Raw genomic sequence first — 18478 nt, 5'->3', positions numbered from 1 at the left:
TACCTCGAACGACTCAAGTGGGTCGTTCGCCGTCTGACGGGCGACGCACGACCGGGGACCTCACGCGCGACGCGGCAACCGGCAAGCTTCGGCGGCGGATTCAACCGGTCGATTCAACGCGGCCTTACTTGACAGGGTAAAGGCCGGTGCGACATAACCCTTGAGTTTTCGGATCCGAGTCCGCCGAACGTCGCGGCCTGAAGGCGCGTCCCACGAACCGGGATTAAGGGCAGGCTTTCGAAGTAGGGTTTTGCGAGATCTCGCGCAGGCGCGGGGGCGCGCCAAGCCCTGAACACGTGAACACCCGCCTAAGGGCTGGCATAATCCTCGTTTCGAAGATGAAACTTCCACGAGGGATTTATGATCACGGATTGGATTGACGTCGGTGAAGTTTCGGCCGAGCGGGACCAGAATCTTCGCCATTATTTTTACGACAACGGCGTTTCTAAGAAACTGATTGGCAACAACAAGCAATACCTATTATTAGGGCGAAAAGGCGCGGGCAAAACCGCGGTCTTCTCGCACTTGGCGAGTAGCCCCGCTGGTATTTTTGCTCAAACTGACGTCATCGTTCCGCTGTCCCTTCAAAGCTACAATTGGCAGGCCCATAATCTCCTATCTGATAATCAGAAGGCCGGCGGATTTCAGCATCGCGACTCTTGGCGGTTCGTGCTGTACGTTGAAGCTGTTAAAGCGGTTCGCGAAAAATTGCGGGCCCACGGCGCAGCCGTTCCCAAGAAAATCGAAAGGGCGGCAAAAGCTCTGGAGAGGATCTTCGCTACGCCGGTACCGTCATGGACCGACTTGCTCGGTCAGAAGCTGTTCAATCTGGCGAAGGTTGAACTCCCAAAGGCCGGACTGGACGACGATGGCCTGTCCGTGGGGGGCGGCGAGATCAGCTTCGAGCAACTCCGCGATGACGCGGGACTTAAGCATCAGTTGAACAAGAATGTCGAGGGCCTCACGGCGTTCTTGGAGTCAAGCCTTTCGGAAACGCCAGAAAATATTAGAGTCTTCTTCCTGTTCGACAGGCTGGACGAGGCATGGGTCAACAGTTTCATTGATGAATCCAAGTCGATTGTTTCGGGCTTGTTACACGCATCAGAACATGTTCTGCACCAGTTTGATGGTCGACTACGACCGATCGTATTCTTGCGTGAGGATATCTTCTCAACGTTTGATATCAACGACCGAAACAAGTTAAAGCATGACTGTAGTGAGAGCTTGTTATGGGACCAAGAAAGCATTGAGCGACTCATCTTGGAGCGCGTCAACTTCTATGCGGCGCAGAAGTCTGTATCCGCGTTGAACGAGCTACAGCAGATCTTCATTGAAAAGGAGATGCGAAGCCGGGCAACGCCCGTTAAACATATCTTCAATAGAACGATGTGCAGACCGCGCGATATGGTGGCGTTTCTCGACAAGACCTTCAAAATTGCTAAAGCTGACGAGCTGCACAGCGTCGACGGAACTCAGATCTCGACGCAAGCGATCTACGACGCAGAGTCCGGCTACGGCGACTATCTATTCGAAGAACTTAGTGACGAATGGAGGAACCAAAATCAGCACTTTCTTGAATATCTAAGAACTTTCGAGAACCTCAGATACGCTGCTATCACCTCAGACGAACTGAAAGAGGCGCTGATTTTAAAAGGACTGGCGAGCGATCATGCAGAGTTTAGGTCGATCATGCGATTCCTCTTTGAGAACTCGATCATTGGTATCACGGTCGGAAAGTCGAAACAGTGGCGATACAAGTGCTTCTTTCCGAGCCAGGCGTTCAGTGACGCAGATGTCGTTAAGGTCCACCCGGGCCTTATCAAGCGACTTGGTCTCACCGAAAGCAGCTCGGAACGAGCGAACGCAGTGTCCGACAAGTTCGTCTTGGAGCGGGAACCGGGCGACAGCGGCGAACCGTCCGCGCCAACGTCGGTTTGAGCCCGGCGCGCGAACAGAGCGGCACCGATAACGTGCCGACTATGCCCTAGTTCGAACTTGTCGCCGACGACGCCCACCGGACGCGGCGAAAGATGTGCGACTGACCGTTGCACGTCATCGAGAGACTCCCGGCGTGCTGCGTTTCGAACGGCAGCTCGGGTTGACAGCCGTCTTACGATCGAACGGATAGCGATGACGTCAGCCGCAGCTCCCGCACCTGCAACCTCCTGCCGGCGGCCTACGAGCCGTGCAGCGGAGCCGAGCAACAACTGTCCAATGAGCACGTAGACGGAGCGTTCGCTGACGCAGAATTCGTCGATCGTACGCGGCCCCGGTCCCGCATTAGGACTTACGCCAACGGCGGAAGTGCGATCACGCCCCGGCAAGCCAGTCGATAAACTGAACGCTTCACGTCATGGCGCAGCGACTCCGGCACCGTCAGGTTCGTGCCGTACGCGAGCCCCGCCGACGTGATGCACCAGTAGCTTTTGACGCCGCGCTTATCCGCGTAACGCTGCGAACGCGTTTTACGCGTGCGTTTCTGTTTCAGCCCAGCCTGCTCGGGCAAAAGGTTAAAGTCGTGCGCAGAGAGAGATGGAGACACCGCGCGCCCTCAGAAGCTCCGTAAGGGCTGCGGTCGCCTCGCCTGAGCCGTCGACCGAGCCATATGGCGAGTCAACCACGTACGCCGGCAACAAACCCGTGTCGAGCCCGTGGTTCTCAGCGACCTTGCGTAGAAGCGCAACGCAGCTGCTCTGCGAGACGTTGCAAAGGCGCGCGTAAGTTTCGATTAGGGCAAGGTCGCCGACAGGGGAGACAATCGGAACAGGTTTAGGTGCCGGCGCTGGCGCGACGTACGAACCAGTGCGGTTCCTGCGCTCCTCCGGGGGTGTTAATCCGTTCAACCCCCTTCCACTCACCCGGAATATGGCTGATCAGATTCACCTGCCACTTGTACCCGAGGGCGTCCGCGACATCGCGCCCAACGAACCACGGCTCGCCGTCGACCTGTGTCACGCGCACCCGCGACGCCTCGAAAGGAAATGAAAAAACGAGATTGCTCATGACCAGTAGCCGGGGAGTTCCACCGGCCGCGCCGGCGAGGCGCGGCAGTCAGACCGGCCGCGCCACGGCGCCATGACCAAAACCGACCGGTTCTGTGCTCCGCCTCAAGGGGTGCACAAAAATCAGGTTGACTACTTTCGGACGCTCCGCATAATCGTTACGGCGTTTTTGAGCAGCCCGATTAACGTTGATAACGAAGGAAAAAATGAGCCGCACCTTTCTTTACGCTCGCGTGAGCACCGCGGAGCAGACCACCGCGAACCAACTCAACGAAGTGCAGGCGGCCGGCTTCGCCGTCGAGACGAAGCGTATCGTCGCGGAGTGCATCAGCGGCAGCTTGCCGGCCAGCGAGCGGCCCGGCTTCGCGAAGCTGCTCGATCGCCTCGAAGCCGGCGACGTCCTGATCGTCACGAAGCTCGATCGACTTGGCCGCAACGCTATGGACGTGCGCGCTACCATCGAACGCCTCACAGGGATTGGCGTGCGCGTGCATTGCCTCGCGCTGGGCGGCATGGATCTCACCAGTGCGGCCGGCAAGATGACGATGGGCGTGCTGACTGCCGTCGCCGAGTTCGAACGTGATTTGCTGATCGAGCGCACGCACGCGGGCCTCGCACGTGCCCGTGCCGAGGGAAAGGTCATGGGGCGCCCTCGCGCCCTCGACAATCAGAAGAGAGGCGCGGTTCTCGACCGGCTCGCCGCTGGCCACAGCGTGGCCAGCATCGCCCGCGATTTCAAAATCAGCCGCCCAACGGTCTCGCGAATCCGCGACAGCGCGCAGCAGGTGGCCTTATGACGGGCGACAAAGTCAGCGACGCCCTGCTTAACTGGCGCGCGAGGCTCGCGACGCTTCCAGCAGATCAGCGCACCGCAGCGACGGCCGTGCTTCTCAGGCTTACGCGGGCACGAGCGGCGGCAGACCGCCGATAGCTTCCGCCATCTCACCCAGCGTCGCCGCGAGAGACTGCGCGATGGAAGGCGGCAGCCAGCTTAGGCCCGCGCGGGCCACTTCGGCGAGCAAAGGATCGCCGCCCCCTTCCGTCCGCGCCCATCCATCGCGGCATGCATGCTGATAGACGGCCTGCCGCGTGACCCGTAGCCGGCGCCCAAGCTCGGCGTAGGAGACGCCCTCGTCCCACTCCCAGGAAACGCGTGCGAGTTTCCATCGCGACGGAGAAATGCTGCTTCGTTTCACGCCGGAGCCCTCCCAGGCCTGCGCACGATCGTCAACTTCACGTTCGCGCCGGGCGCCCCAGGCTTCGGGGTCTCGCTGTCCAGTCCCCACGCGCGCCGTTCAGCTTCGTGCAACAATTTCATCGTCTCCGTGATGACCTTCGCGCGCCGCGCGGGCTCGAGATCCGCGGCCTTCATCGAAGCGTAAAGAGTCGACCGCGCCGCAAGCAATTCCTTGCGGTGCCGCGTCAATACCTCCGAGCGCTGATCGACAGCGGTGCGCTCCATGTCCGCCTGCGCCTGCTCAAGCGGCATGCCCACCGGGGGATTCGGGAGCCCGGTCGGCAACATCAGCGCGCGGTCCACATTTTCGGCAGCCAGAGCGACAGGCAACGCCGCTCTTTCGGACGAATCAACAGCCGAATATGTAAATTTTGAATCCGCCTGCGCGTGGGCCTTTTCGGCGACAGCCTGCAGGTCGAGGCGACGCTGCCACCCCTTCTTAGCTGCGTGCTCGCGGACGGATTGCCTCGTAATGCCAAGGTTTTCCGCAATATCCGCGTATGTGAGAAGCGGCTCGCCCTCCCATTGCAGGCGAGCACGCTCCCATTGTTCCTTCGCGATGACTACGCGACCCATGATTCGATGAACGTTGATTGACCCGCGTCCACTCTGCTGTCACGACAACGCCCGTGCCTGTCGGGCGACAGGTTCCCGACAGGCCCCGTATAAATCGCCCGCCTTTTCAACGCTAACCGCCGAAAAAGGCCCGTCAATTGACAGTGTGCGCCACGCTCTCAAACGCGCCACTGAGTTGACCGTATAGATCGTTCAGCACCGCGCAAATGTCGCGCGGGTCCGCAGGCATAATCGGAAACCGTACAGCCGCATGGGGGAAAAAATGGAGCAAAACGACAAGCCCGCGCACGTCGCGGAGTGGGATGGCTCATCACCGCTCCCCGAAGGCGCAACGGACTCGCACTTGCTCGAGGACGCGGACGCGCCGCTTTCGACGGATTGGGATATCGCCGTCGAAAATCCGCCGCACGGCGGGTACGATGGACCACTGCCGCATCCGGATCTGCAGAAGGCGGCACGGCGATGACTCCGCGCACGCTGGAAAGGTCGAACGCGTGAATGCTCACTGGATACTAGAAGCCCCGGCCAAAACGCCCGTCGAGGCTGGGTACCTGGAGACCTCTTGATCAAGCAGATTGAACCGTCACTACGGAGAGGATGCTAAACCGCCGCTTCTGCCGTGGCCGCACGAGCTATCGCAGCTGCCGCCTTCTGCTCCGCGTCAAAGTGCTTTAGCGCAATACGCAGACGTTCGCGGGCTTGCGTGGCAAGGGAGCGCTGACGCAAATACTCTCCGTACGTGCGATCCGTGAACGCTCGAAATGTCGGATCATCATGATCGAGATGCTCGATGCAGTGGCGCAGTTTGAAGATCTCGCAGCGACGGAGTGACTGCGCACGCGCCGCTGCCGCCGCCTCTTCGTGGCGATGCATTTCAAGCGCACGCTTCGCGATCTCGTTAGCATCGATCTCGCGTGTCTGCGCCGCGGCTTTCGGCGGTTCGCTCACTTCGGCTACTCGGGCCTTCCCGTCGGCATTCAAGATCGCCAGGTATTCCGCGAGCACCACATCCTTCGTGAAACCGAGTTTTTCGAGTGCCCGCGCCCACATCAGATCCTCGTCAGCCGCATATTCGTGCTTGAATTGCGCCGGAGCCCGCACCTCGACCGGATTGCCGATGTGCGCCTTCCCGAACGACTCCAGTTGTGCCAGTGCCGCATGGTCCACGCCAAGATCGCGGGCCGCACGCACTGCGTTGTCGACGGTCGATGCTATCCAGCGAGAAACCCACTTGCGACGCTCGTACACTTTCACCGCGGCGGTCACGTCTGGCACCAGGTGAGTGCGCACGCGATCCCCAGTAACGGCGTTCAGAAGATCCAAGAGAAGTGCGGCCGAACGACCTTTGAATTCTACGAGACGGACCGCTGCACCACCCGGGTAGATGACGGCCGTAGTTTCTTTGCGACTTTCTTTTTGCATAGTAATCCTTAGTTAAATATAACCGATGTGCACACCCACTGCGCGCCCAGTTCGTCTAGCTGCGCGCCCTCGCGCCAAAGCCCTTCGACGCTCTCTCGCGCGGCGAACCGAAATTCACACCGGGCTCCGCGTCATAGAACGCTGTACGCTCGCCGACGTAGATTGCGGGCACGATGCCGATTGAGCCGTTGCGCTGCTTCGCGACGTTGATCTCGACGATGCCCTTGTCCATCGAGTCAGGGTAGTAGTACTCGTCCCGGTAAAGCAGCACCACGATGTCGGCATCCTGCTCGATTTCGCCAGAGTCACGCAGGTCCGACATCAGCGGCCGCTTGTTCGGGCGCTCTTCGACCTTCCGCGAGAGCTGCGCGAGCACAACGACAGGGACATCCAGTTCCTTCGCCAGCGCTTTGAGCCCGCGGCTGTTCGCGCCGACCGATTGCGTCCGGTTGTCACCTGCGGACTCGGCCATTAGTTGAAGGTAGTCGACCACGACGATGCCTAACTTCCCGTGCTCGCGCTTGACCTCGCGCGCGGTGCTCCGGATCTCGGCAATCGAAAGTGCAGGACGGTCATCGATGATGATCTTGTCGCCCATTAAGGCAGTGACGCCTCGCGTGAGAAGATCGAAGTCAGCGACCTCCATCTTGCGACCATCTTTCAGCCTATTGATCGGGATGCCGGACGCACGCGACAGCGCGCGCAGCGTCAACTGCTCGCCCGGCATTTCCTGACTGAAGATCAGCGCAGGCGTATCCGAGGCACTGGCGGCGTCCGCAATACCGAGCGCAGCAGCCGTTTTGCCCATGCCCGGACGGCCGGCGACGATGATGACCTCGCCAGCACGCATGCCACCATCGAGCTTCACGTCGAGCGCGCGTAGACCGGTGGACGCCAGCTTCGTGTGCTCGTCGCTGCCGCTGTACTCGGCGTCGATGCGTTCAACGATAGCGGACAACCAGCCGCTCAGGAACCGCCGGCCCTTCGGAACCTTCGGCATCAACTCCTCCAGCGACGCAAACGCGCTCTCGAGGATCTTGCGCGGCTCGGTGCCCTGCGGGTTACGCGCCTTCGCGGCCAGATCGAGCGCGACGCGGACGATGTTGCGCAGTGTCCAGCGGTCGACCACCATCTGAGCGTAGCGCTTCGCGTTGGCGCCGCCGGGAGTGCTCTGCGCCAGTTGGTTGAGGTACGGAAGCGAATCACCGTCGACATGGCCCGCGTCCTTCATCGCGGACCACACCAACACCAAGTCTGGCACGTCGCCCTTCATCGACAGTCTGCGGATGGCGGCAAAGATGCGACGGTGAGTCTGCACCAGGAAGTGCTCCTCGCGCAGGAAATCAACCTTGTCGATTGCGCGCGAATCGACTAGCAAAGCTCCGAGGATTGACTGTTCGGCTTCAGTGGTGACGTCTGCTACCGGGCTTTCGGGAACCGTGCTCATGCTGCTGCCTCTCCGTGATACTTGTCTTCAAGGGCGCGGGTGAAGCCCTTCTCGCCCATCAGGAATTCGAAATCTGCCTTCCAGTTTTCGTGGCCGGGGCTTGGCGGCGTCTGGTTCGTCAGGAACGCCGATTCGTTACAGACCTCGAAGAACGCACGCCATGCAGCCAAGCCTTCCGCCTTAGTTCTGTAGCCGAACGGCGCACACGTCATCATTGCAGCTTCACGCCAGCGGGTCTCAGTGAGGCGTCGGCGCAACCTGCTCAGCACGCGCACTGTGGGATTTCGAGGCATGCACTCGTGGTACAGCGCGACGATCTCCTCGACCGGACACGGAGGCAACTTCTTCGTCACGGGCGTCGGCCCGGTGGGCTCCGTCAGCGCGAACAGCGGATCACCATGGACGCCTGACGAAACAGGATCGTTACTCGCGGCCGGCGCCGCTACCGAGTCGCCGTTGCCAAGAGGCGACGGGAATGTAGTGGTTTTGTCTTTGTCTTCTACTCTCCTCTCATCTTCTCTGTCGTTGCCGTGCGTTGCTTCGCGTTGCATTTCCGTGGCACGCGTTGCTTCGTGTTTCAATCTTTCCCGCCGAACGCGACTGCGTTCAGTGCTGGAAAGCGCGCCAGTATTGGGATTGCCGGAATCTTCACGCTTTGGCTGACGGCCATCCCAACTCGCGAGGCGACCATCAACGATCAACTTTTTCTCGACCATGGCATCGTGAATTTGCTGCACGGTCCCATCATCGAGCTCGAGCAAAACATCGATATCGTTGCAATCGAACGCGGCAACGTTGCCTCGTGTTGCATCTGCGTTGCAGTGCGTTGCAGTGCTGGCGCATTCAAGAAGGCATGCCCAAACGGAAACGACATTTGCCACCGTTTGCTTGCTTCGCCGCGCGACCCACTTGAATTTTGGATCAGTCACGGTGCCGTGCCACCAGCGGAACCAATCCATCACGCGATCTCCGCGACGCCGATGCGAGCCAGCAATTGCGAATATGCATCGCGATATTTCACACGCAATTGCTGCAGATCGGATTTGGCCTTGACAATGTATGCATCCCGCTCCTCTCCATCCAGCGACGCTGCGCCCACCAATGCCATGATGACCGAGCAGAGAACATCCTCCTGTTCCCAACCGTTGGGGATAGCGACTGTGCATATCGCACGGCGTAGCGCCTGTTTGATCGCGGATTGGCAATCTTCGACCGAACGCGGCACATGATGCTCGTTATGGGTCAGCGCCAATCGCTCGGAACCGATCGCCACGTACCGGCGCCTCGGAGAATTCAACTGGCTGAAAAATCGCGGAATGTCTTCGCCGAGCGTGGCGCACATCCGCTCAAAAGCACTTCTCTTATTAATCATGTGCACTACTAACTCCTGTTAGGGAGCAGTAGCAGAAAATTTGCAATTTCTGCTTGAGACGCAAAGGAGGCCAATGCTAGACTGCGTCAGTCAGCGGGGATCGTCGTGTGGCAACGCGATTAGATCCTAGCAAATCTACTGCACCTGCTGGTTCGAGTGATAATGCCCGCCTTGCGCGGGCATTTTTTTTGCCCATCGCTCAGCGAACGGTCGGATGTTAGCTCTGCCTCAACCGGCTCGGAACACGACAAAGCAGTGTTGAGCACGTGCGTTCCGTCAGATTCGGAGCGTTTTCAACGGAAACCGATCTATAGAATTTTCCGTTATATAGAAACGCAACATCCTCATGAAAAGGTTTGGTCATCGGGGCGACGCCCACATTTTCTGGGCTTTATCAGCGGAATCGCGCCCACCGAAAAAATGGCAGCGCGCTGCTCGACGACGTGGTGCAATGAGGCCGTCAGACGGACCGCCGCTTCCTGCACACAGCTGGCGACCATATGCACGCCGCAGAGCCCGCCACGAGCATCTGCAACAGCTCGTACGCGTTGCGCAGACCGTCATCAGCACGCAAGCGCTCAAGACCCGCAACAAGCCCGCGCGCATCGAAGCCGAGCGCGCCGACCGCGAGGCGCACTCCTTCCTCGAGCGCGCGCCAGTCGGACGGCGGCTCAATGCGCACCGGTTCGAACGCCGGCATCATGCGTTCCCCACCTCGATGGTTGCCGCGCGCGCCAGAACGGCACGAGTGAGCGACGCGGCCACGCCTTCGATCACGCGGTCGGCATGATCGGCCAACTCGCGCCATGCGCCGGAAGCGACGTCGAGATGCTCGAGCACCGCGTCGATCTCCTCGGCTGCGCCTGCCTCGAGCAGGGCGCAAACAAGCTCGTCGAGGCGCGTCGCGTCCGTGCCGCCGAGCTGTCGAACCAAGGCATAGGCGTGCCCAAGTTGCGTGATCGTGCGCTCGCGCTGAGCGCGCACTTCAGAATCGGTTCCGAGGAAGTTGTCATGCATGGCGGAACTCATCTGCGCGGGCCAGTTCAGCAAGGCGGCGCAGCGCATCGCCGGCCAAGTCGAGCGCGTCGAAGACGGTCGGCGCCAATGCGGCATCGCGCAGTGCGGTACGAATAATTTCGAGGGGCGAGCGCCCGCGCTCGGTAAAATAGGCGTTAGCCATCAGCGGCCTCCGTTAAAGGTCGTTTGCGTGGTCAGGCAGGAACGGGCGCGCCACGCCCGTTCCTGCCGCTTCCCATCGCGCCAGTCTGGCGCGGGGCGTCCGCATGTTGGCATTCTCACAGGCCGTGCGCAAGTCACACCGCCTCCGCTGTCAGTTGGGCAAGAGCGTCAGCCGGCCACATCAGGCGGCCATTAGGCAGCTTGACCGGGCGCAGCGAGAAATACGAGCCGGTCAGGCAGTAGCGCTTGCGGACGGACTGCGGACGAATCGAGAGGAGCGTCGCCAGTTCCTCCGTCGTCATCGGGCGACGCGGGACTTGGTACGCCGTGAGTTGCTGCATTATGAATGTCACCTTGCCGCCATAGACGTTGATTTAAGGTGATTGCATTAAATCTCCCACACACCGTCCCTTGGCAACGGTCCCCTCTACTCCAATTTGGGGGATACCTCGTCCTCGCCAATGTCGCGGCTCTTGCGCAGGCGTTCCCATGCCTTGTTAAAGATGCTCGGACTGAAAGAGAGTTTTGAGCGCACGGCCGCCTTAATGCCCCTGTGTCCCGCTCTCTGCTTCGGCAGCTTCTTCGGGTCGTGGCCTAACTCGCGGATAACGCGTAGCACTTCTTCCTCTTGGTGCTGATGCCGCGTCACCGGTCGGCGCACGTCCGGCTCAATCGAATGTTGGACAGTCCTAGCTTGGGCTAACGCCAGCTGATTCGCGAGAGGCGCGGGCATCACGGCAAATCGCGCGAACCTGAACGGAGTGCGCGACTCGTGCAGGTCCAGCCACGCGTCCACGTCTTCGAGATATGCCTCGCAATTCATTAACAGCGAGGGCTGCTGCAGCTTGTCGAGCGCGATGCTCTGGAATTCGCCGGGGTTGTAGACCTTCAGGTCGCCCGATCTTGCCGCTGTCATCAGCTTATCGAGCAGCGGCCATTCACGCTCCCACTGCACATTGAGCTTGCTTTTGGCAGTCTGTGTCGCGGCCTCGTGCCTGATGATGAGCCTAACGATATCGGTGAGCGGCAGGCGGTTGTGAGCTTGATTCATCGCGTCGTTCGGTTTATGTCGCCAGCGGCGGAGGCGGTGTTTCTGCTCGCTGCCCGCGGGCCTGAGGATCGGCATTTAACCGGTGACCCGATTGATGGAATTCGGTTACACAGCGGTTACACGGATCCTAAAAAACAAAAAGCCCGGTTTTAAAAACCGGGCTAATTGCTTGATTTTACTGGTACGGCAGGAGGGGCTCGAACCCCCGACCCTCGGCTTAGAAGGCCGATGCTCTATCCAGCTGAGCTACTGCCGTATGGATCGATATCTGCATGAAACCGGCACTCGCCGCGAGCCACCCGATTTCCCACAAACTGAAATTCTAACTGACCTGCAACCAGGCGGGCCCGGATTATAACCGATCGCCCGGCGCGCTCAGACCGGCTGCGGATGCAGCATGAACCAGCCGAGGAACAGGATTCCCGCGATCGCGCAGTACGCGCCGAACGACGCGAGACGTCCGCGGCCTTCGAAATAGCGCATCAGGAAACGCACGCTCAGGTACGCTGCGATCGCGGTCAGCACGCCGCCGAGCACCGCGTCGGCAAGCTGGCTCGGCGCGTGAAGCAGCTTCGGCACTTCGAGTACGCCAGCGGCGAAAATGATCGGCGTGCCGAGCAAGAACGAAAACTCGGCGGCTTTCTCGGTGGTGAGGCCGGCCGCATTGCCGGCGATCATCGTCAGGCCACTGCGCGAGAAGCCCGGAATCAGCGCGCCGATCTGCGCGAGGCCGACGAAGAAGGCCTGGCGGAACGTCAGCTTTTCCGGCGCCTGATGCGCGCGCGCGCGTTGCAGGCGATCGCCGAACCACAGCAGCACGCCGTTCACGATCAACGCAATCGCGACGATCCGCAGATCATGAAAAAGCGCCTCGAGGCGCTTTTCCAGCACGAGACCGACGAGGCCCGCCGGAATCGTACCGATGATCAGCGCCCACATCATGTGACCGTCGTCGTTGCGGCGGCCGCCGAGCGACGCGAAGAAACCGCGCACCAGCGCGTACCAGCGCGCGCGGAAGTACCACAGCAGCGCGAACGCGGTGCCGAGATGCAGGGCGACGAGGAACGGCAGCAGTTGCGGCGCATGCTTGTCGATATGCATGTCGAACAGGGCTGGCACGAGCAGCGTGTGGCCAAGGCTGCTCACCGGAAACAGTTCGGTAACGCCTTGCAGCACGCTCAGAAAAATGAGAAACGACAGGTTCACGCGGCGGTCCTTGTAAGGAAAGTGTCGGGGAACTGCGCGCCGCACAAAAGGGGGAGCCGGCGCGTCAAAGGCGCACCGATTATGCCTGGCTACACACCCAGCGCCAAGCGGTTAGGCGACATTCGGAGAGATATTGACGCGCCGCGTCACAACTCGACACCGTTATTACGCGAGTGCAAGGAAGCGGGCGGCGGATTCGTCGCGCGCGTGCTGTGAAACAGAGAATGAAACCAGCGGGATCAGCGTTCGAGCGAATGGAAGAAGTAGTACGTGCTGGCAGTGAATATACCGAATAAGGCCACCGCCATTGCCGTTGCGAGATCCATGATGCCTCCTGAGCCGATTCGCCCGGGAGTCGGATGGACCGGACGCTGAGGCGGATTATCAATAGGATTCGCTCTTTTCCGACACCCGCAATTTCCCGGGAAGGGTTTCCCCGTAGCGCAAAGCAGCGCAAAATCGCGGTTTCGCCGCGCAAGACGCAGTCGCAGCGAATGGCGCAAAACGCCGCTTCGATGCGGTTGCAACGGCCGACGCACGCGGCCGCCTTGTGCGACCCTCAACCTCTATCTGGCTACCTATTGACCATGCCCCTCTCCCCGGAACAGGACATTCTCGAGATCGCCCAGGACGCCTCGGTGCTCCGTTTTTCGCCGCAAGCCGGCGGCCGTCTGCTGTCGTGGACGATCGACGGCGAAGAGGTGATTCACTGGCCCGAGCACGCCGACTGGAGCGTGCCCGCGCGGATTCGCGGCGGCAATCCGCTGCTGTTTCCATTTCTCGGCCGTCATCGCGTCGACGGCAAGATCGGCTATTGGCGTGACGCGCAGGGCACCGTGCGCGAGCTGCCGATGCACGGCTTCGCGCGCGACCTGCCGTTCGAGCCTCACGCCGACGTGCATGGCGCCGGCCTGCGGATGGTACTGACCGACAGTGAAGCGACCTGCGGCTCCTATCCGTTCGGCTTCCGCTTCGAGGCCGTCTACGAGCTCATCGATCCGCGCACGCTCGACGTGACGCTGACCACCACCAATACCGGCGACACGCCCCTGCCTTACTACGCCGGCCATCACTTCTACTTCGCGCTGCCGCATACGCAGCGCGCGCAGACGACGATCGAACTGCCGCGCACCGAGCGGTGCCGTCAGCTCGACGACGGCTCGATCAGCCCCGCCGAGCCGGGCGAAGCGAGCTACACGCTCGACGAAGACCGCATCTACGACCGCTTCCATTGCCTGACCGGCACGCCCGATCGACCGGTGAGGGTCGAGGCGCCGGGCATCGATCGCGTGATCACGATCGATCTGCAGCGGCCCGGCTCGGTGCCCTGGTACTCGGTGACGACATGGACTGAAACGCCGCAGTCGGACTTTTACTGCGTGGAGCCGTGGCTCGGCTTGCCCGATGCGATCCACAACGGCCGAGGTTTGCGCTGGCTCGAGCCGGGACAAACCGAAACGGCGGCACTGCGCATTACCGTCGAGAAGACCAGCTGATACGCCGACGCCGGCGGCGAGCCGCTCGAAGCGCCCGCCTGCCACCTCGCCCCCCTCGCCGGGGGGCGCAACACAAAACCGTTAGAATCGAACGCTTTGTCTGTCTGTGCCGCGTGATCGGGATCAGCGCGGCAGTGCTTTGCGAGGTCCAATGCTGGAAACGACAAGAATCAAACGACTCGGCTGCGCGGCATTGCTCGCGCTGCTCGCCGCGTGCGGGTCGGCGCCGGTGGGGCCGGGCTACTACCGGGTCGAACGGGGCGACACGCTGTCGAAAATCGCGCGCGGCAACCGGCAATCGGTGCAGAACATCGCACGCTGGAACAACCTGACCAATCCCGACAGCATCGAGGTCGGGCAGGTCCTGCGCGTCGCGCCACCAGCCGGCGCGGCGTCGACGAGCGGCGCGATCCGCAGCGGCGGTGGCGGTAGCAGCAGTGGCAGCGCGAGCGCGGCGGCCACGCCGCGTCCTGCGCCCGCGGACACTACGCCGGCGACCGCACCCGCGCCGATCTCGCTGGTATGGCCGGCCGACGGCACGGTGTTCCGCCGTTTCGACGGCGGCAACTCGAAGGGTATCGATATTTCCGCGCCGGCCGGCACGCCCATCGTCGCGGCGGCGCCTGGCACCGTCGTCTATGCGGGCAACGGTCTGCGCGGCTACGGCAATCTGCTGATCCTCAAGCACAACGCCGACTATCTGACCGCTTACGCGCATAACCGCGCGCTGTTGGTGAAGGAAGGCGAATCGGTCAAGCGCGGCCAGAAAATCGCCGAAATGGGCGACACCGATACCGATCGCGTGATGCTGCATTTCGAACTGCGCTACCAGGGCCGCTCGATCGATCCGTCGAAAGAACTGCCGCCGCGCTAGGCGGCGGGCGCGGGAACCCGCCGTGCTATAAACGCTCAATTCGAAGCGGCGTGGCTGCGCGCCACGCCCTTCCGCTATTTGCAAGGAATCTGAAATGAAAAGCCCATTGGCGCGCGTCGCGACGGCGGCAACGATCAGTCTTGGCCTCCTGACGCTTGGCGGCCTCGGCGGCTGCTCGACCACGACCACGATGACCTATCTGCCAAGCGGCGACACCGGCTTCGCGATCAACTGCAGCGGCAGCGACGCCAGCACGAGCTGGGCCGAGTGCTATAAGCGCGCGGGCGAAACCTGCGGCAACTACGGGTACGACGTGGTTTCGAAAGACGTCGACAACGGCGCGACGTCGGGCGGCACGATCGGTGGGATTTTCGGCGCGAATGTGAAAAACCGTTCGATGGTCGTCCGCTGCAAGCAGTAAAGGCAGCGCGCCGTGCGGCACGCGCGGCCGCCGAGCGCCACCGCTTAGCGGCCTCGCCGGCGCCCGGAGCGCGGATCGATGCGCGCGGCGAAGCGCACCAGCAACGCGAGCGCGATTAGCCACACGCCGACAAAAATGATCACCCCGGTCATGAGTCTCGCGCCGATAAATAATCCGCTATCATCGGCCGCATATTGTGAATTCGCGGTGAAGATCGCTGAGGCACGGTTAAACATCTGCGTAAATCCATTCAAAAAAAAGCCCGGCACGAGGCCGGGCTAACGGGGGTTCGGCGCATATCGGCAAAGGACCGGTTCACCATGCGCCAGAACGAAATCTAACAATCTGCATTTACAAGCGCAATGCATTAATTTTGCGGACAGTGTTACACGGCGTACGGATTCCGCAATCCGTGAATCGGAAATGTCGGAATCAGACCGGCTTAATGCGCCGCAGCTGGGATACTCCACACGCCAGATCATTCGAACAGGAATGTCGGAGTATCGCATCGGCCAATGTTCCTAGGCTATCAGCGGAAAGTCCCGCCAAAACAGCAGAGGAAAGACGTCTGGCCGAATAACACTAACTCATTCGGCAATAACGCAGCTCCGGGTTGCGAATATTAACTTGGTGCGGAAACGCACGTAACGCATCGATTGGTCGCGGCAACTCTTCCGAATAAGCGTCAATACTTCTTCACAATAATTCGCGAATAGTGAAATCTTTAACATTGACAATTCCGCCGACAATATTGAAACCGCATTCAAACTCGTTTCCGCTTTGAACATTCGGACGATTAATGGCCGGTGCTGATGGGCGGCACGCCTCGTGCGCCGCCGTCGTTGAATCCGCCGTCATCCAGGTTCAGAATCCGATTCAGTCCGCGCTGCATAAAAGACCGCCCGGCGCGTTGCGCAAGGCCGCCACGCAGCCCGCCGGTCCTTGCCAATAGTTTATAGTGACGGCCCCGTCCGACCCTGCGCACGATGACTTCCAGCGACGCCTCCCAAAGCCCCCTTTACGCGAAGCTGCTCGGCGAAACCGCCAAGATCGGCTGGAGCGAACTCCAACGTTTCTTGGCGGGCGGCATACTGCTGCACGTCGCGCGCGACCTCGATCTCGTGAGCGTCGCCGAAGCAATCGCCAACGACGACACCACCCAGGTCGCCCAATGGTTGTCCTCCGGCCTCGTCGAGCGCGTGCAGCCGGAGACGGCCGCCGATTTCGCCGCGCGCGACCCCGAGCTTTGGGCGGTCGTCGTCTCGCCTTGGGTGTGTGTGCAGGAGCGCTCTTGAACGACGCGAGGACGCCCGATGCCGGTATGCCCGATGCCGTTATGCCCGATCCCGGTACGCCCCCCGCCGCGCCATCCGAAACCGCCGCACACCCAGCCAGCGCGCCCGCGCTGCCGGTGCGCTGGCATCGCCGGGTGCTCGCGCTCGCATTCCCGATCGTCCTCGCGAATCTGACGCAACCGATCCTCGGCGCGGTCGACACCGCCGTCGCTGGTCATCTGGACAGTGCCTCGTACCTCGGCGGCGTCGCGCTCGGCGGGCTGTTCTTCAACTTCGTGTTCTGGGGCTTCGGCTTCCTGCGCATGGGCACGACCGGCCTCGTCGCGCAGGCGCACGGCGCGGGCCGCAGCGACGAGTTGCGCAATACCGTCGTGCGCGCACTGCTGATGGCGGCCGCGATCGGCGCGCTGGTGCTGCTCGTGCAGCAACCGCTGATCGACTATGCGCTGCGGGCGATCGGCGGCAGCGACGCCGTGCAGCGGCACGCGCAGATTTATTGCCACGCGCGCATCTGGGCCGCACCGCTCGCGCTCGGCAACTACGTGGTGCTCGGCTGGCTGCTCGGCACGCAGCGGGTGCGGCTCGCGTTGCTGTCGCAGGTCTTCATCAACAGCGTGAACATCGTCGCGGTGCTGCTGTACGTGTACGCGTTTCATTGGGGTGTGGCCGGCATCGGCGCGGCTACCGCGACCGCCGACGCGCTCGGCTTCGTGCTCGGGCTCGCCCTGCTATGGCACGGCAGGCCGCGCGGCCTACCCGCGCTGAATCGCGCCGCCTTGTTCGACGCCGCCGCGCTGAAGCGGCTCGTCGTGCTCAATCGCGACATTTTCGTGCGCACGCTGTGCCTGCTGTCGTCGTTCGGCTGGTTCGCGCATCTCGGCGCGCGGCAAGGCGACGCGACGCTCGCCGCGAACGCATTGCTACTCAATTTCCAGACCTTCATGGCGTACGGCCTCGACGGCTTCGCGCACGCGGCCGAGGCGCTGGTCGGCGCGGCGATCGGTGCGCGCGATCGTCACGCGTTCGCGCAGGCGCTCAAGGTCACCGCGCTGTGGTCGGCGCTCGGCGCGATCGGCTTCTCGTGTGTGTACTGGGGCGCGGGTGCGTGGATCATCGAGCGGCTGACCAATCAGGCCGCTGTGCGTGCCGCGGCCGAAACCTATCTGCCGTGGGCGGCGCTGTCGCCGGTAATTTCGGTGTGGGGCTTCCTGCTCGACGGCGTGTTCATCGGCGCGACGCGAACGCGCGAGCTGATGATGTCGATGGTGGTGTCGCTTGCGGTGTTCGTGGCGGCGGCGTCGGCATTGCTAGCGTGGCACGGCAATCACGGGCTGTGGATCGCGCTGCTGATCTTCATGGCCACGCGTGGCGCAACGCTCGCGCGTTACCTGCCGGGCGTGTCGCGGGGGATTGCGGCCGCGTAGCGCGGTGCGTTGGGCGTCATTGGCTATCCGGCGGACGACAGACCGTTACGGCTTGAAACAAGCGCATACATATCGCATAACGAGCGCGTCCTAGAATGCTCTCAGCCCGTGCTCTCCGCGCGAACAGTCGGCACGGGTCAGAAGTGCCGGCGTGCCCGCGCCGGTGCTTCGCTTTCCCCATCCTTTCCCGGTCGTTTTCACTTCAACGACGGTTTCGCGCTGCAGGCGCTTTCTCGTTGCACAGCTTCATCACGGGCTGCACTCTTTTCTCTTCGCTGAACGAGCGCTCACTGTGCGACGGGGGCGGGCACCATCGCGGGCGGCCGATCATCGGTGGGCACGCCGTGGTAGTCGGCGGGATCATGTGGCGGGCTGCCGCGATGCGCGGACGGATTGTCCGCACAGCCGGCGACGCCGGCGCAAAACAGCAAGGCAAGAGTCAGAACGCGGGTCATTTTGCAATCGTCTCCGGACAA

General features: G+C 61.7%; 23 protein-coding genes and 1 tRNA gene. 8 read left to right on the top strand and 16 right to left on the bottom strand.

The features are described 5' to 3' along the window. Positions 1-360: 360 nt before the first annotated feature. Positions 361-1938 (top strand): P-loop ATPase, Sll1717 family, encoded by a 1578-nt coding sequence (locus OKW45_RS18260; protein WP_429470272.1) that lies wholly within the window; start codon positions 361-363, stop codon positions 1936-1938. Between the two features lie 831 nt (positions 1939-2769). Here OKW45_RS18260 and OKW45_RS18255 read toward each other — a convergent pair. After that, complete coding sequence (locus OKW45_RS18255; RefSeq protein WP_429470270.1) at positions 2770-3003, bottom strand: BRO-N domain-containing protein; 234 nt, start codon at positions 3001-3003, stop codon at positions 2770-2772. Between the two features lie 205 nt (positions 3004-3208). Here OKW45_RS18255 and OKW45_RS18250 point away from each other — a divergent pair, with 205 nt between their 5' ends. Next, positions 3209-3799, top strand: coding sequence for a recombinase family protein (locus OKW45_RS18250; protein ID WP_429470268.1), 591 nt, complete (start codon positions 3209-3211; stop codon positions 3797-3799). 99 nt (positions 3800-3898) lie between these two features. Here OKW45_RS18250 and OKW45_RS18245 read toward each other — a convergent pair whose 3' ends face one another. Continuing rightward, positions 3899-4198 carry a hypothetical protein gene (locus OKW45_RS18245; protein WP_429470266.1) on the bottom strand — a complete coding sequence of 100 codons (300 nt, stop codon included), beginning with the start codon at positions 4196-4198 and terminating at the stop codon, positions 3899-3901. Further along, positions 4195-4815: a hypothetical protein gene (locus OKW45_RS18240; protein WP_429470264.1), complete on the bottom strand. Its 621-nt coding sequence runs from the start codon at positions 4813-4815 to the stop codon at positions 4195-4197. Before OKW45_RS18240 ends, OKW45_RS18245 begins: the two co-directional genes overlap by 4 nt. Positions 4816-5077: 262 nt before the next feature. Between OKW45_RS18240 and OKW45_RS18235 the strand changes: the two genes are divergently transcribed. Further along, positions 5078-5281, top strand: a complete 204-nt coding sequence (locus OKW45_RS18235) for a hypothetical protein (protein WP_429470262.1) — start codon at positions 5078-5080, stop codon at positions 5279-5281. Positions 5282-5415: 134 nt separating this feature from the next. Here OKW45_RS18235 and OKW45_RS18230 read toward each other — a convergent pair whose 3' ends face one another. The 11 genes from OKW45_RS18230 to OKW45_RS18180 form a co-directional block, all read right to left on the bottom strand. Further along, a complete protein-coding gene (locus OKW45_RS18230; RefSeq protein WP_429470260.1) occupies positions 5416-6237 on the bottom strand; it encodes a hypothetical protein in 822 nt (273 codons plus the stop codon). A 55-nt stretch (positions 6238-6292) separates the two neighbouring features. Further along, positions 6293-7684, bottom strand: coding sequence for a replicative DNA helicase (gene dnaB / locus OKW45_RS18225; RefSeq protein WP_429470258.1), 1392 nt, complete (start codon positions 7682-7684; stop codon positions 6293-6295). After that, positions 7681-8643 carry a hypothetical protein gene (locus OKW45_RS18220; RefSeq protein ID WP_429470256.1) on the bottom strand — a complete coding sequence of 321 codons (963 nt, stop codon included), beginning with the start codon at positions 8641-8643 and terminating at the stop codon, positions 7681-7683. The genes dnaB and OKW45_RS18220 overlap by 4 nt, the downstream gene beginning before the upstream one ends. Further along, on the bottom strand, positions 8643-9062 hold the full coding sequence (locus OKW45_RS18215) for a hypothetical protein (protein WP_429470254.1): 420 nt from the start codon (positions 9060-9062) through the stop codon (positions 8643-8645). The genes OKW45_RS18220 and OKW45_RS18215 overlap by 1 nt, the downstream gene beginning before the upstream one ends. Positions 9063-9516: 454 nt before the next feature. Beyond that, positions 9517-9759: a hypothetical protein gene (locus OKW45_RS18210; RefSeq protein WP_429473406.1), complete on the bottom strand. Its 243-nt coding sequence runs from the start codon at positions 9757-9759 to the stop codon at positions 9517-9519. Next, positions 9756-10073, bottom strand: coding sequence for a hypothetical protein (locus OKW45_RS18205; protein ID WP_429470253.1), 318 nt, complete (start codon positions 10071-10073; stop codon positions 9756-9758). The genes OKW45_RS18210 and OKW45_RS18205 overlap by 4 nt, the downstream gene beginning before the upstream one ends. After that, a complete protein-coding gene (locus tag OKW45_RS18200; protein ID WP_429470252.1) occupies positions 10066-10236 on the bottom strand; it encodes a hypothetical protein in 171 nt (56 codons plus the stop codon). The genes OKW45_RS18205 and OKW45_RS18200 overlap by 8 nt, the downstream gene beginning before the upstream one ends. Before the next feature lie 133 nt (positions 10237-10369). Further along, on the bottom strand, positions 10370-10576 hold the full coding sequence (locus tag OKW45_RS18195) for a DNA-binding protein (protein WP_429470250.1): 207 nt from the start codon (positions 10574-10576) through the stop codon (positions 10370-10372). 86 nt (positions 10577-10662) lie between these two features. Continuing rightward, entirely contained in the window at positions 10663-11286 is a 624-nt protein-coding gene (locus OKW45_RS18190; protein ID WP_429470248.1) for a hypothetical protein, read from the bottom strand. A gap of 179 nt (positions 11287-11465) precedes the next feature. After that, positions 11466-11542: transfer RNA gene (locus tag OKW45_RS18185), tRNA-Arg, on the bottom strand. A 119-nt stretch (positions 11543-11661) separates the two neighbouring features. After that, entirely contained in the window at positions 11662-12492 is an 831-nt protein-coding gene (locus OKW45_RS18180) for an undecaprenyl-diphosphate phosphatase (protein WP_018421215.1), read from the bottom strand. Positions 12493-13079: 587 nt separating this feature from the next. On the opposite strand from OKW45_RS18180, the gene OKW45_RS18175 reads away from it, so the two are divergent. The 3 genes from OKW45_RS18175 (at position 13080) to OKW45_RS18165 (ending at position 15283) form a co-directional block, all read left to right on the top strand. Beyond that, positions 13080-13988, top strand: a complete 909-nt coding sequence (locus tag OKW45_RS18175) for an aldose epimerase family protein (RefSeq protein ID WP_429470246.1) — start codon at positions 13080-13082, stop codon at positions 13986-13988. A 151-nt stretch (positions 13989-14139) separates the two neighbouring features. After that, positions 14140-14862 carry a peptidoglycan DD-metalloendopeptidase family protein gene (locus OKW45_RS18170; protein WP_429470244.1) on the top strand — a complete coding sequence of 241 codons (723 nt, stop codon included), beginning with the start codon at positions 14140-14142 and terminating at the stop codon, positions 14860-14862. Between the two features lie 94 nt (positions 14863-14956). Then, the gene (locus tag OKW45_RS18165; RefSeq protein ID WP_018421218.1) at positions 14957-15283 is read left to right on the top strand and encodes a hypothetical protein; all 327 of its coding nucleotides are present in this window, start codon (positions 14957-14959) and stop codon (positions 15281-15283) included. 44 nt (positions 15284-15327) lie between these two features. Here the strand turns inward: OKW45_RS18165 and OKW45_RS18160 are convergent, their stop codons facing one another. Further along, a complete protein-coding gene (locus OKW45_RS18160) occupies positions 15328-15552 on the bottom strand; it encodes a hypothetical protein (protein WP_429470242.1) in 225 nt (74 codons plus the stop codon). Positions 15553-16269: 717 nt separating this feature from the next. On the opposite strand from OKW45_RS18160, the gene OKW45_RS18155 reads away from it, so the two are divergent. Both OKW45_RS18155 and OKW45_RS18150 read left to right on the top strand, forming a co-directional pair. After that, positions 16270-16578 (top strand): DUF2288 domain-containing protein, encoded by a 309-nt coding sequence (locus OKW45_RS18155; RefSeq protein ID WP_429470241.1) that lies wholly within the window; start codon positions 16270-16272, stop codon positions 16576-16578. A gap of 41 nt (positions 16579-16619) precedes the next feature. Further along, on the top strand, positions 16620-18002 hold the full coding sequence (locus OKW45_RS18150) for an MATE family efflux transporter (RefSeq protein WP_429473310.1): 1383 nt from the start codon (positions 16620-16622) through the stop codon (positions 18000-18002). A 287-nt stretch (positions 18003-18289) separates the two neighbouring features. Here the strand turns inward: OKW45_RS18150 and OKW45_RS18145 are convergent, their stop codons facing one another. Further along, complete coding sequence (locus OKW45_RS18145; protein WP_018421223.1) at positions 18290-18457, bottom strand: hypothetical protein; 168 nt, start codon at positions 18455-18457, stop codon at positions 18290-18292. Positions 18458-18478 lie beyond the last annotated feature (21 nt).

It is taken from the genome of Paraburkholderia lebeckiae (assembly GCF_050436225.1).
Lineage (GTDB): Bacteria > Pseudomonadota > Gammaproteobacteria > Burkholderiales > Burkholderiaceae > Paraburkholderia > Paraburkholderia tuberum.
Note: the sequence above shows the minus strand (reverse complement) of the source record. Positions and strands in the feature narration are given on the sequence as shown.

Coding starts and splice junctions, on each gene's coding strand:
- OKW45_RS18190 (WP_429470248.1), bottom strand. CDS start 11,286: ATGAATCAAGCTCACAACCGCCTGCCGCTCACCGATATCGTTAGGCTC.
- OKW45_RS18220 (WP_429470256.1), bottom strand. CDS start 8,643: ATGGATTGGTTCCGCTGGTGGCACGGCACCGTGACTGATCCAAAATTC.
- OKW45_RS18175 (WP_429470246.1), top strand. CDS start 13,080: ATGCCCCTCTCCCCGGAACAGGACATTCTCGAGATCGCCCAGGACGCC.
- OKW45_RS18165 (WP_018421218.1), top strand. CDS start 14,957: ATGAAAAGCCCATTGGCGCGCGTCGCGACGGCGGCAACGATCAGTCTT.
- OKW45_RS18195 (WP_429470250.1), bottom strand. CDS start 10,576: ATGCAGCAACTCACGGCGTACCAAGTCCCGCGTCGCCCGATGACGACG.
- OKW45_RS18150 (WP_429473310.1), top strand. CDS start 16,620: ATGCCCGATCCCGGTACGCCCCCCGCCGCGCCATCCGAAACCGCCGCA.
- OKW45_RS18155 (WP_429470241.1), top strand. CDS start 16,270: ATGACTTCCAGCGACGCCTCCCAAAGCCCCCTTTACGCGAAGCTGCTC.
- OKW45_RS18145 (WP_018421223.1), bottom strand. CDS start 18,457: ATGACCCGCGTTCTGACTCTTGCCTTGCTGTTTTGCGCCGGCGTCGCC.
- OKW45_RS18240 (WP_429470264.1), bottom strand. CDS start 4,815: ATGGGTCGCGTAGTCATCGCGAAGGAACAATGGGAGCGTGCTCGCCTG.
- OKW45_RS18250 (WP_429470268.1), top strand. CDS start 3,209: ATGAGCCGCACCTTTCTTTACGCTCGCGTGAGCACCGCGGAGCAGACC.
- OKW45_RS18230 (WP_429470260.1), bottom strand. CDS start 6,237: ATGCAAAAAGAAAGTCGCAAAGAAACTACGGCCGTCATCTACCCGGGT.
- OKW45_RS18205 (WP_429470253.1), bottom strand. CDS start 10,073: ATGCATGACAACTTCCTCGGAACCGATTCTGAAGTGCGCGCTCAGCGC.
- OKW45_RS18200 (WP_429470252.1), bottom strand. CDS start 10,236: ATGGCTAACGCCTATTTTACCGAGCGCGGGCGCTCGCCCCTCGAAATT.
- OKW45_RS18255 (WP_429470270.1), bottom strand. CDS start 3,003: ATGAGCAATCTCGTTTTTTCATTTCCTTTCGAGGCGTCGCGGGTGCGC.
- OKW45_RS18170 (WP_429470244.1), top strand. CDS start 14,140: ATGCTGGAAACGACAAGAATCAAACGACTCGGCTGCGCGGCATTGCTC.
- OKW45_RS18235 (WP_429470262.1), top strand. CDS start 5,078: ATGGAGCAAAACGACAAGCCCGCGCACGTCGCGGAGTGGGATGGCTCA.
- OKW45_RS18260 (WP_429470272.1), top strand. CDS start 361: ATGATCACGGATTGGATTGACGTCGGTGAAGTTTCGGCCGAGCGGGAC.
- dnaB (WP_429470258.1), bottom strand. CDS start 7,684: ATGAGCACGGTTCCCGAAAGCCCGGTAGCAGACGTCACCACTGAAGCC.
- OKW45_RS18210 (WP_429473406.1), bottom strand. CDS start 9,759: ATGATGCCGGCGTTCGAACCGGTGCGCATTGAGCCGCCGTCCGACTGG.